This window comes from Stenotrophomonas sp. C-A (assembly GCF_054030835.1).
The window spans coordinates 2,001,263-2,013,752 of sequence record NZ_CM132916.1; the positions used below are offsets into that span (position 1 = coordinate 2,001,263).

A 12,490-nucleotide genomic window follows, 5' to 3' on the forward strand; every position below is an offset into this window, starting at 1 on the left:
CGTTCCATCGCCAAGACAATCCGACGCAACATGCGTGCTATTGCCGTCATCGGCATTGCTCTATTGTTGAACCCGATTATGGATCTTGGGGAAAACACCGCATGGCGGTAGAAGCAGCGACCAGCGAGCTGGTCAAGGTCGTCGCCCTGTTGGGCGCGGCGGTGGTGATGGTGCCCCTGTTCCGCCGGGCCGGCCTGGGCTCGGTGCTGGGCTACTTCGCCGCTGGCCTGGCGATCGGACCGTTCGGGCTGGGCTGGTTCTCCGACCCGCAGGCCATCTTGCATACCGCCGAGCTCGGCGTGGTGATGTTCCTGTTCGTGATCGGCCTGGAAATGCGGCCCTCGCACCTGTGGAGCCTGCGCAAGGAAATCTTCGGGCTGGGCACGCTGCAGATCGTCACCTGTGCGCTGGTGCTGACCAGCATCGCCAAACTGTTCGGCCTGCCGTGGCAGGTGGCCTTCATCGGCGCCACCGGTTTCGTACTCACCTCCACCGCAGTGGTGATGCAGTTGCTGGCCGAGCGCGGCGACATCGCGCTGCCGTCAGGGCAGAAGATCGTCTCCATCCTGCTGTTCGAAGACCTGCTGATCGTGCCGTTGCTGGCGCTGGTAGCCTGGATGGGCCCGAGCGCGGGCAGTGCCGATGGCGAGGGTTCGCGCTGGCTGTCGGTGGCAATCGGCGTCGGTGCCATCGTCGGCCTGGTGCTGGTCGGCCGCTTCCTGCTCAATCCGCTGTTCCGCGTGCTGGCCGAATCGAAGGCGCGCGAGGTGATGACTGCCGCCGCGCTGCTGGTGGTGCTGGGTGCGGCGCTGCTGATGCAGCTGTCCGGCCTGTCGATGGCGATGGGCGCGTTCCTGGCCGGCGTGCTGCTGAGCGAATCGACCTTCCGCCACCAGATCGAAGCGGACATCGAACCGTTCCGCGGCATCCTGCTTGGCCTGTTCTTCCTTAGCGTGGGCATGGCGCTGGACCTGGGCGTGGTGGCTGGCAACTGGCAGCTGATCCTGGGCCTGGTGCTGGCGTTGATGGCGGCCAAGGCGCTGTGCATCTACGTGGTCGCGCGCATCATGGGCAGCGACCACGCACAGGCGCTGGATCGCGGTGTGCTGATGGCGCAGGGCGGCGAGTTCGCCTTCGTGCTGTTCTCCGCCGCGGCATCGGCCGGCGTGATCGATCTGGAGATCAATGCCAACTTCACCGCCGTGGTGGTGCTGTCGATGGCGCTGACCCCGCTGGTGGTACTGCTCTACAAGCGCGTGGCGCCGAAGCCGACGGTGAACATGGATGGCGTGGACGAGGCCGATGGCCTGTCCGGCAGCGTGCTGCTGATCGGCTTCGGTCGCTTCGGCCAGGTCGCCAGCCAGTCGCTGCTGGCGCGCGACGTGGACGTGACCATCATCGACAACGATGTGGAGATGATTCAAAGCGCGGCGCGCTTCGGTTTCAAGATCTACTACGGCGATGGCACGCGGTTGGACGTACTGCATGCCTCGGGCGCGGCCACAGCACGTGCAATTGCGGTGTGCGTGGACAAGGCCGAGGCCGCCGACCGCATCGTTGAACTGGTGGCTCACGAGTTCCCGCAGGCCAAGCTGATGGTGCGCTCGTTCGATCGTGAGCATTCGCTGCGGTTGATCCATGCCGGCGTCGATTTCCAGATCCGCGAGACGTTTGAATCGGCGGTGCTGTTCGGCCAAGCCGCGCTGGTGGAACTGGGCGCGGATGAGGATGACGCGGTGGAGATCGCCGAGCAGATCCGCCGCCGCGATGCCGAGCGCTTCGAGCTGGAAATTGCCGGTGGTGGCCTGAATGCCGGCGCGCGGATGATCTATGGCAACAGCCCGCAGGGCGTGCCGACGCCGACGCCGTTCACCGCGCCGAAGCGGGAGAGCAAGACGCTGAACCCGCAGGATGTGCCGGAAGAGGAAGAATGAGGTGCCGCGCACCGCGCTCGCCGGGCGTGGCCCGGCGCTACCGTGGTGCGCACGGGTGGGGTAGCGCCGGGCCATGCCCGGCGAGCGCAGCGGCCGCCCGGATTGGCGGTGGGCGAGGGGGCCTGAATCGGGGACAATAGCGTCCCCGCCGCCCCACGCCTGCCTCCGATGACCGATTCCGCCCCCCAGCATCCTGCCCGCATCCTTGATGGCCGCCGTATCGCCGAGGACCTGCTCGACAGCCTGAAGGTGCGCGTCGACGCCCGCGTGGCCGCCGGCGGCAGCCGTCCGGGCCTGGCCGTGGTGCTGGTGGGCGGCGACCCGGCCTCGACCGTATACGTGCGCAACAAGCGCCGTGCCGCCGAGAAGGTCGGCATCGAGGCGCACGACTACGATCTGCCGGCCGGTACCACCGAAGCCGAGCTGCTCGACCTGATCGACCAGCTCAACGCCGATCCGAAGATCAACGGCATCCTGATCCAGCTGCCGTTGCCGGGTATCCCGGATGCGCGCCGGCTGATCCAGCGCATCGACCCGCGCAAGGACGTGGACGGCTTCCACCCGGAAAACGTCGGCCACCTGGCCCTGCGCGAGTTCGGCCTGCGCCCGTGCACCCCGCGCGGCATCACCACGCTGCTGGGCCACACCGACCAGCCAGTGCGTGGCCGCAACGCCACGATCGTAGGCGTCAGCAACCACGTCGGCCGCCCGATGGGCCTGGAGCTGCTGATTGCCGGCTGCACCGTCACCAGCTGCCACAAGTTCACCCCCAAAGACGTGCTGGAACAGGCCGTGCGCAACGCCGACATCCTGGTGGTGGCGGTGGGCCGCCCGGGCATCGTGCCGGGCGAGTGGGTGAAGCCGGGCGCGGTGGTGATCGATGTGGGCATCAACCGCTTGGACGACGGCCGGTTGGTGGGCGATGTTGGGTTTGAAGCGGCTGCCCAGCGGGCGAGCTGGATCACCCCGGTGCCGGGTGGCGTGGGCCCGATGACCGTGGCTACGTTGATGCAGAACACCCTGGAAGCGGCGGAAGCGCTGAGCTGACCTCACCTGGGGCTGTTCTCAGGTGTCTGAGGGAAAGTGCGGACCAACGGTCCGCACCCACCTGAAGCGGCTGGATCTGGCCCTTGGGTCTGCTCGCGAGATGTGCTCGAGATGTGCTCCTGGTGGGTGCCGACCGTTGGTCGGCACAATGCTGGCGCACAGGTGTCTGAAGGGTAGTGCGGACCAACGGTCCGCACCTACCAAAGATGCCCCAGGGCTGGCCCAGGTGATCCTCTCAAGGTCAAGGTGGGTGCCGACCGTTGGTCGGCACAATGCCGGTGCACAGGTGTATGAAGGTAGTGCAGACCAACGGTCCGCACCCACCGAGGCAGGTTTCACCCCCCCCTGAACCAATCACCGCCCGCGCGACACTGCGTCGCATCTACCCCCTGCCACGCGGCGCGAAAACAGGGTAAAATGTCGCGCTTCCCCACATCTCGGGTATGCCGATGCTGCGCATCCAGGCTGAAGCACTCACTTACGACGACGTCTCGCTCGTCCCCGCCCACTCGACCATCCTGCCCAAGGACGTCAACCTCGAAACGCGGTTGACGCGCGACCTGAAGCTGAAGCTTCCGATCCTGTCCGCAGCCATGGATACCGTCACCGAAGCCCGCCTGGCCATCGCCATGGCCCAGCTCGGCGGCATGGGCATCATCCACAAGAATCTCAGCCTGGAACAGCAGGCCGCGGAAGTGGCCAAGGTCAAGAAGTTCGAGGCCGGTGTCATCCGCGACCCGATCACCGTCGGCCCGGAAACCACCATCCGCGACGTGCTGGCCCTGACCCAGGCGCACAACATCTCCGGCGTGCCGGTGGTGGGCAGCGACGGCCAGCTGGCCGGCATCGTGACCCACCGCGACATGCGCTTCGAGACCGAGCTGGACGATCCGGTCCGCCACATCATGACCAAGAAGGATCGCCTGATCACGGTCAAGGAAGGCGCCGCGTCTGATGAAGTGCTGCAGCTGCTGCACCGCAACCGCATCGAAAAGGTGCTGGTGGTCAATGATTCGTTCGAACTGCGTGGCCTGATCACCGTCAAGGACATCCAGAAGAACACCGACTTCCCGAACGCTGCCAAGGATCTGTCGACCCGCCTGCTGGTCGGCGCTGCCGTCGGCGTGGGTGGCGATACCGATCGCCGCGTGGAAGCGCTGGTCGCCGCCGGCGTGGACGTGATCGTGGTTGATACCGCGCACGGCCACTCGCAGGGCGTGCTGGACCGCGTCAGCTGGGTCAAGAAGAACTTCCCGAACGTGCAGGTCATCGGTGGCAACATCTGCACCGGTGAAGCCGCACTGGCGCTGCTGGACAGCGGCGCGGACGCCGTGAAGGTCGGCATCGGCCCGGGCTCGATCTGCACCACGCGCGTCGTCGCCGGCGTCGGCGTGCCGCAGGTCACCGCCATCGACCTGGTGGCCGAAGCGCTGCAGGACCGCATCCCGCTGATCGCCGACGGTGGCATCCGCTACTCGGGCGACATCGGCAAGGCGCTGGCCGCCGGTGCCTCGACCATCATGGTCGGTGGCCTGCTGGCCGGTACCGAGGAATCGCCGGGCGAGACCGAGCTGTACCAGGGCCGTTCGTACAAGAGCTACCGCGGCATGGGTTCGCTGGCTGCGATGGAGAAGGGGTCGAAGGACCGCTACTTCCAGGACGCCGCCACTGCCGACAAGCTGGTGCCGGAAGGCATCGAAGGCCGCGTGCCGTACCGCGGCCCGGTGGGCGGCATCATCCACCAGCTGATGGGCGGCCTGCGCGCCACCATGGGCTACGTGGGCTGCGCCACCATCGAAGACATGCGCAGCAAGCCCAAGTTCGTGAAGATCAGCGGCGCCGGCCAGCGTGAGAGCCACGTCCACGACGTGACCATCACCAAAGAGCCGCCGAACTACCGCGCCTGATGCGCTTGCGAACTGCTCTTGCGATTACGGGCAGCCTGCTGATGGCAGGCTGTTCGTTGTCCGAACCGCCGCCGCGCTCCGGGTCTCCGGGCGCGGCGGTTTCGCAATTGCAGGACGTGCAGGCGTGCCAGAACGCGTTCTCGCTGCCGAAGGGTTGGCAGGTGCGGGCCGCTGGCGAACAGCGCTGGCTGCTGAAAGGCACCGGCGAGCGCCCGCTGCAGGTCACGCTGCAATGCATTACCGAGCTGCTGCACGGGCCGGATGATCCGGTGCTGACGCCGGTGCTGGGCGAGCTGGAGCCCGCACGGATGAGCGTGCGCTGGGCGTCCTGGGGCGCTGCGGAGTCGGGCCTCTCGATGGCGGCGCTGCAACGGCGCATCGTGCCCGGCACCGAAGTGCAGGAAATCGCCGAGCTGCCGCGCGCCGACCGCACCAACCCCAACGCCCCGCACGGCTTGCTGATGCTGCGCTGGGACGAGGAAGACCCCTCACATATTCAACAACGCGAGGCGTTCATCGCCACGCTGACGCAGAGCCTTGAAGCGCCGGGCGCTGCGAAAAACACCACTGGAACGGCACCATGACCAACATCCATAACGACAAGATCCTCATCCTCGATTTCGGCGCGCAGTACACGCAGCTGATTGCCCGCCGCATCCGCGAGCTGGGCGTCTACTGCGAAATCTGGGCGTGGGACCACAACCCGGCCGACATCGCGGCGTTTGGCGCCAAGGGCATCATCCTGTCCGGTGGCCCGGAATCGACCACGCTGCCGGGTGCCCCCGCCGCGCCGCAGGAAGTGTTCGACAGCGGCCTGCCGATCTTCGGCATCTGCTACGGCATGCAGACCCTGGCCGCGCAGCTGGGCGGTGCTACCGAAGCAGCGGATCAGCGCGAGTTCGGCCACGCCGAAGTGAACGTCATCAACCCCGATGCACTGTTCAAGGGCCTGAGCGACCACGGCGGCGAGCCGAAGCTGAATGTCTGGATGAGCCACGGCGACCACGTCTCCGTTGCACCGCCGGGCTTCACCATCACCGCCACCACCGACCGCATTCCGGTGGCTGCCATGGCCAACGAAGAAAAGCGCTGGTACGGCGTGCAGTTCCACCCGGAAGTGACCCACACCCTGCAGGGCCAGGCGCTGCTGCGCCGCTTCGTGGTGGACGTGTGCGGCTGCCAGACCCTGTGGACCGCCGCCAACATCATCGACGACCAGATCGCCCGCGTGCGCGAACAGGTGGGCGATGACGAAGTGATCCTGGGCCTGTCCGGCGGCGTCGATTCGTCCGTCGTGGCCGCGCTGCTGCACAAGGCCATCGGCGAGAAGCTGACCTGCGTGTTCGTGGATACCGGCCTGCTGCGCTGGCAGGAAGGCGACCAGGTGATGGCGATGTTCGCCGAGCACATGGGCGTGAAGGTGGTGCGCGTGAACGCTGCCGACCGTTACTTCAACGCGCTGGAAGGCGTGAGCGACCCGGAAGCCAAGCGCAAGATCATCGGCAACCTGTTCGTTGAGATCTTCGACGAAGAGTCGAACAAGCTGAGCAACGCCAAGTGGCTGGCGCAGGGCACCATCTACCCGGACGTGATCGAGTCGGCCGGCAGCAAGACCGGTAAGGCGCATGTGATCAAGAGCCACCACAACGTGGGCGGCCTGCCGGAGCACATGAAGCTGGGCCTGGTGGAGCCGCTGCGCGAGCTGTTCAAGGACGAAGTGCGTCGCCTGGGCGTTGAGCTGGGCCTGCCGCGCACCATGGTCTACCGCCATCCGTTCCCGGGCCCGGGCCTGGGCGTGCGCATTCTGGGCGAAGTGAAGCGCGAATACGCCGAGCTGCTGGCCAAGGCCGATGCCATCTTCATTGATGAGCTGCGCAAGGCGGATCTGTACGACAAGACCAGCCAGGCGTTTGCCGTGTTCCTGCCGGTGAAGTCGGTGGGCGTGGTGGGCGATGCGCGGGCTTACGAGTGGGTGATTGCGCTAAGGGCCGTGGAGACGATTGACTTCATGACGGCGCATTGGGCGCATCTGCCGTATGAGTTCCTGGGTACGGTGAGCAACCGGATCATCAATGAGTTGCGGGGGGTGTCGCGGGTTGTCTATGACATCTCGGGGAAGCCGCCGGCGACTATTGAGTGGGAGTGATTCGGCGTCTGGCATCGGCTGACACCGAGTAGCATGAAAACACACCTAAGCCCGCGTCATTGCGGGCTTTTTTGTGATTTCGTTTGGCATCATTGGGCAATAATCGGCATCGCCATGGATGGGGATGATCCGCTTGTAACAGCAGCTGCAGCGGCTCCTGCGGCGTCCATCGGGGGAGCAGCGAAAGCACCACCCACGAGACTTCACCACGAATCTCGCGTTTCCAGTGACCAAGGCGATACCAGCCCAGCCCCCCCAACAACGGCATACAATCCTGCTTAGCCACGACCGGCCCAGTTTGTAGCCTCGCCAACCACAATCTAGCGGGTCGGCCATGAGCCTCTCCCCTCAGATGGGAGAAGAACCAATTATTGAAGGGATAACATGACCAAAAAGACCACCGCATTCGACGTATTCGAGAAGTGCGTCCAAGCAGTCCAGGCTGGGGAGCTGATCGAATCCGTCTCTGCGAAGGATAAGGAATTTCACTTCCAGAACTGGTTTCAGAAGCGCCTCCAGAGTTTGTCGATGCATTTCGAGGGATCGGGCCGTAACACATACCCCGATTTCTGTCTGGTGGAGCACACCGAGGGCTACGAGATCAAGGGCTTGGCGTGGCCTGGCCGCGAGCGGGACTACGACTCGAACAGTCAGGTGCCGACTGGCTATCACAACGGCCGACAAATCTTCTACGTGTTCGGGCGCTACCCGGCTGACCTGTCCGGCTATGCGGACCAGGGCAATGGCCGAAAGCAGTACCCCGTCGTTGACCTTGTGGTGTGCCACGGTGACTTCCTGAACGCCGACCACAACTACGTCCACAAGAATAAGAGCGTGAAAGGTTTTGGCACCTACGGCGACATCATGATTCGTGACCGGAAGATGTACGTTGCGCCAACGCCCTTTGCGCTGACCGAGGGTACCACGGGCCTGATGACCCTGATTCTTCCAGAGAACTTCGGTAGCGATGACCGCTACCAAGTGGTCGGCAACCTCACGCGCGTCGAGGCGGAGACGCTGGTGGTTGGATACAACTTCGACTTGCGCACGAACGAATTGAGCGCAGAGCGCGTGCCCAACCCCAAAGCGGGCACTCAGCACCGATTCGTGGCCTACCGGCTCAAGGACCAAGCCAGAAAGCCCGTGTCCATGACCGGCATCCTGGTGCAGTCCGATGAGAACAACCTGCCGGACGAAGAATGAACAGATTCACCGACAAGGTCGGGTTCGCCCCTGCGGCCGCCGCAACCGCGCTGGAGTGCGATTTCCCGCTGATCGAGATCAGCCAGATCGCCGAGCAAGAAAGCTGGAGGAAGGAGATCAATCGGCCGATTTACCACATCCACAAATGGTGGGCGACCCGACTCGGGTCGGTGTTCCGTGGCATAACGCTCGGGGCTTTGAGCCAGCCCGGCACCGATACTTGGGCGCAGTTCTACAAGACGCACGATCTTGCCGGTAAGGTGGTGCTTGATCCCTTTATGGGCAGCGGCACGACGCTTGGCGAGGCCGCTAAGCTCGGGGCCAAAGCAATCGGGTGCGACATCAACCCGGTCAGCACGTTCCTTGTGCGCCAGGCGTTCACGCCAGCGTCCGAGGGGCAGCTTCGTGCTGCCCTCGAGCGGTTGGAGCACGACGTGGCACCGGAGATTCGGCGCTACTACCAGACCCGTGATCCCCACACCGGCGAACTGATCCCGGTGCTTTACTACTTCTGGGTAAAAACGGTCACGACGCCGGAAGGCGAGGTGATCCCGCTGCTCTCGCGCTATGTATTCTCTCAGGACGCCTACCCGAAAAAGAAGCCAAGAGCGCAGATCGTGTGCCCTGGCTGCTGGGGCGTGCAGGAGAATCGCTACGACGCGACCGATCTTCACTGCCAGCACTGCGGCCACCAGTTCAACCCGCAAGAAGGCCCGGCCACGGGCCAGTACGTCACGACTAAGGGCGGCCAGCGCTACCGGATCAAGCAATTGCTGCCCAAGGACGGTCGCCCCCCTGCGCATCGCATGTACGCCATGATGGCGCTGCGCGCTGATGGGACGAAGGTCTATCTACCAGTGCGTGATGAGGATTTGGCGCTCTATGAGGAAGCCGAAACGCGCCTTGCGGTTGAGACGCTACCGCTGCCGGAAACTTCCGTTCGGCCTGGACACAACACCGACCAGGCACGGGGCTACAACTACACCCAGTGGCGCGACTTCTTCAATGCGCGCCAACTGCTGTGTCTTGGGTTGCTGCTGCGCGAAATCCTGAGCATCGACGACCAGACCGTGCAGGAACAGATGCTGTGCCTGTTCTCCAGCACATTGGAGTTCAACAACCAGTTTTGCAGCTTCAAGGGAGAGGGCACCGGGGCTGTCCGGCACATGTTCTCGAATCACATCCTGAAGCCTGAGCGCACCCCGCTGGAAAACTCGGTGTGGGGCACCAACAAGAGCAGCGGTACGTTCAGCACACTGTTTGAGTCGCGGCTGCTGCGTGCCAAACGCTATCTTGATGAGCCCTTCGAGATCGCTTTCGAGCACGACCAGGACGGCAATCGTACAGGCTCGCGCAAGACGGTGGCCAGCCACCCGATCCGCGCCCGTCGCGTCGATACGTGGCCCGAATTGGAGGCGGCAGATCATGGCCTGTTGATCCTCAACGGCGATAGCTCTAAGCTGCCGATGCCAGCAGGATCGGTGGACGCGGTTGTGACCGATCCTCCTTACTTCGATTTCGTCCACTACTCGGAGTTGAGCGACTTCTTCTTCGCCTGGCTGTCGCCCGTGCTGCGCCAACGCTATTCGTGGATGGGCCGCGAGGACTCTTCGGGCCACGGCGAGGTGCAGCACAAAGACCCGCGTGTGTTCGCCCACCAGCTCGCCGCTGTATTCACTGAAGCCTGCCGCGTGCTCAAGGACGACGGCGTACTGGCATTCAGCTTCCATCACTCGCGGGCCGAGGGTTGGGCTGCCATTTATGAGGCGATCAGCAAGTCGGGCTTAGCCGTTGTTGCGGCTCACCCCGTTCACGCGGAGCTGCGAGCCGCGAGCCCCAAGACGGCGGCGAAAGACCCGATTAGTCTTGATGCGATCCTCGTGTGTCGTAAGAAGGCGTTTGCCCTGCACCAGCCGTCCGCCGTCCAGGACGTGCGCCTGGCCGTCGATGCCCTGTCGTCACGGCTGCAAGTTGCTGGCCTACGCATCTCGGCGGGTGATCGCTTTGTGATCGGTGCGGCCCGGACTTTGATCGCCCGAGCTGCCGACGATCTGAGTTTCGACGAGATTAAGGTCGATCTGGAAGCGATCCGTCTGGCTGTCGGACCGAGTGCTGGCGATGCCGGCGACGAGCCCCAAACGGCCAACGCAGCGCTGGCCTCTGTGTGAGGCGGTCGAATGTCGGACCTTAGCGGGAACGAGCGCCGGAAGCTGGAAAAGCTGCTTGGGATGGGCGGTGGGTATGTGCTCAACTTCTCTGACCGAACTTTCGGTGACTTCTTCGACGAGTACCGGGTGAAGATTGATACCGAGCGCTACAGAGCACGCGGCACGTCGAAGGCCAATCGGATGCGTACCTTCTGGGAGTTGGATGCCAACCATGTGGTTGGCCGCGTCGTCGAAGGACTGATCGACTACGCCGGCGACGCGCAGTGCTTCGGAGACAGCAATCCGGTGCTGATTGACGATTGCCGGAAGATCGCCCAGCGCCTACTCAGTGACCAACCAGTGGCCGAGCTGGATGCGCTGAGGGCGATCGCAGATGATAGGGATTTTGAGGTAGTCGCGGAGCATGTTCGGGAGGCCATCGAGAAGAACCAGCCCGAAGGTGGCCTGGATCGACTCCACACCTTCGTCAACAAGTTCATCCGCGTTACCTGCGAGCCGCATGGCATCGAAATCACTCGTGACAAGCCGTTGCACAGCGTTTTCGGCGAATATGTGAAGGCGCTGCGCGAAGGCAGCTACCTTGAGTCAGTGATGACCGAGCGTATATTGAAGTCCAGCATTTCGGTGCTCGAAGCCTTCAATGATGTACGGAACAACAAGAGCCTGGCCCACGACAACCCGATCCTCAATTACGAGGAGAGCCTACTGATCTTCAACCACGTTGCAGCCTCGATTCGATTCATCAAGTCGCTTGAAGCGAAGATTCGGGTCCAAATGGCACAGACTAAGCAAGGTGGCTGGGACGACAGCATTCCGTTCTAGAGGATACCTCTTTGTTTCTGTTAACAAGGGCTCTTGGCGCATTTGCCAAGGGCCTTTTTTGTTGGTAGCGTTCTCCATCGGCTGCCAGTTCCCTGGCTTACCGACTACTTCTCGGAAAGGTCAACATGGCGGCTGGCTTTAGGATAGAAGCAGTTCGGTTCGAGTCTGGAGAGCGACTTCCAACGCTTCTGTGCAAGGAGTCGGGATCACCCCTCTGGCATCCTCACATGCAACAGCCTGCATGAGGCCGCTCAAACCTTCGTAGCACTTATCAATGCCAGGATGCTCAGCCGCCACTCGATGCAGGCTAGCCGTCAGGGAGTGGGCGCGGAGGAAAATGCCAGAACCACAAGAGGCGGCTCGCTCGAGGCTCAGTGCTACAGGGCCATCGTTCGGGAGGATTGGGGACTGTCACACCTCCAGTCAGTCGGGGTCTCCATCCGAAGCGGTGCGAGCTGTCGTGACGTATCGTCCGTTCTCGCCGATGAACCGGTACTACTTCACGCCTGGATACTTGCCCGTCAGATTCGGATGAGGGCACTGGGGCGGAAGCAAGCATTGACATATGGGAGGCGGGAGTCGATGGCTGCGTGCGCCACATTAGCATTGGCGTTAGAAGAACGGTTTCCAGGAAGATCGATGACTGGAACGTGATGTGGGACGAAGGTCTGGAAGACCAACTCATGGCAGCGAGAGAGCAGGCGCTTCCGCTCGAGACGGGGGGCATACTGGGCGTAGTCGACTTCAAGTTGAGGGCCATTCACTTGGTTGATGGCCGACCAGCCCCCGATGACAGCATACCGACAACGATCGATTCCCAGTGTGGAAAGGCGGGTGTTCAGGATGATATCGATGAAGCTCAACGAAGAACCATGGGCATGGTCAGCTGGGTGGGGGCATGGCATTCGCATCCGCGAGGAATCAAGACCATTCCTAGTGGGCAAGATCAAAAGCTCTTATCGCACCCGGCACAACGTCTAGGCACTGATGGCTATCCCGCAGTGATGCTTATAGCGGGGGAGGATGGGGTCGATGTGTTTCTAAGGGAAATGAGCAGTAGTGGCCCTGAGTAGCTCGCCGAATTATCTCTTTGGCGGCAGTACGCTCTCCGGAGCCTAGCTGGGTTGGGATGGAGTTAGAGCGTCACGAACGCTCTACTTCAATGCGGGTGTTGGACTTGGACGTGGAGTCTAAGCCTTTCCGCGATGTCTCTGACAGGGCCTTGTCCTGGGGGCTATTTGTGCTCAAATAGACGTACTCCAG

The 12,490-nt window shown here is 63.1% G+C and carries 9 protein-coding genes; all 9 read left to right on the plus strand.

The window, feature by feature from the left end; translation table 11 throughout:
• The first annotated feature begins 101 nt into the window (after window positions 1-101).
• The 9 genes from ACW5IY_RS09545 to ACW5IY_RS09585 all read left to right on the plus strand — a co-directional run bounded on the left by ACW5IY_RS09545 (window position 102) and on the right by ACW5IY_RS09585 (window position 12,300).
• Window positions 102-1,934: a monovalent cation:proton antiporter-2 (CPA2) family protein gene (locus tag ACW5IY_RS09545; RefSeq protein ID WP_049436332.1), complete on the plus strand. Its 1,833-nt coding sequence runs from the start codon at window positions 102-104 to the stop codon at window positions 1,932-1,934.
• Window positions 1,935-2,102: 168 nt separating this feature from the next.
• Window positions 2,103-2,981 (plus strand): bifunctional methylenetetrahydrofolate dehydrogenase/methenyltetrahydrofolate cyclohydrolase FolD, encoded by an 879-nt coding sequence (gene folD, locus ACW5IY_RS09550; protein WP_049402332.1) that lies wholly within the window; start codon window positions 2,103-2,105, stop codon window positions 2,979-2,981.
• Window positions 2,982-3,430: 449 nt separating this feature from the next.
• Window positions 3,431-4,888 (plus strand): IMP dehydrogenase, encoded by a 1,458-nt coding sequence (gene guaB / locus ACW5IY_RS09555; protein ID WP_005416248.1) that lies wholly within the window; start codon window positions 3,431-3,433, stop codon window positions 4,886-4,888.
• Window positions 4,889-4,995: 107 nt separating this feature from the next.
• Window positions 4,996-5,472, plus strand: coding sequence for a hypothetical protein (locus ACW5IY_RS09560; protein WP_049436331.1), 477 nt, complete (start codon window positions 4,996-4,998; stop codon window positions 5,470-5,472).
• Window positions 5,469-7,034 carry a glutamine-hydrolyzing GMP synthase gene (guaA, locus tag ACW5IY_RS09565; protein ID WP_049436330.1) on the plus strand — a complete coding sequence of 522 codons (1,566 nt, stop codon included), beginning with the start codon at window positions 5,469-5,471 and terminating at the stop codon, window positions 7,032-7,034. Before ACW5IY_RS09560 ends, guaA begins: the two co-directional genes overlap by 4 nt.
• 384 nt (window positions 7,035-7,418) lie before the next feature.
• Complete coding sequence (locus tag ACW5IY_RS09570) at window positions 7,419-8,237, plus strand: hypothetical protein (protein ID WP_049436329.1); 819 nt, start codon at window positions 7,419-7,421, stop codon at window positions 8,235-8,237.
• Window positions 8,234-10,405, plus strand: coding sequence for a DNA methyltransferase (locus ACW5IY_RS09575; RefSeq protein WP_049436328.1), 2,172 nt, complete (start codon window positions 8,234-8,236; stop codon window positions 10,403-10,405). Before ACW5IY_RS09570 ends, ACW5IY_RS09575 begins: the two co-directional genes overlap by 4 nt.
• Window positions 10,406-10,414: 9 nt before the next feature.
• Entirely contained in the window at window positions 10,415-11,227 is an 813-nt protein-coding gene (locus ACW5IY_RS09580) for an abortive infection family protein (RefSeq protein ID WP_049436327.1), read from the plus strand.
• A gap of 683 nt (window positions 11,228-11,910) precedes the next feature.
• Window positions 11,911-12,300, plus strand: a complete 390-nt coding sequence (locus ACW5IY_RS09585) for a Mov34/MPN/PAD-1 family protein (protein WP_457327240.1) — start codon at window positions 11,911-11,913, stop codon at window positions 12,298-12,300.
• Window positions 12,301-12,490: the final 190 nt, after the last annotated feature.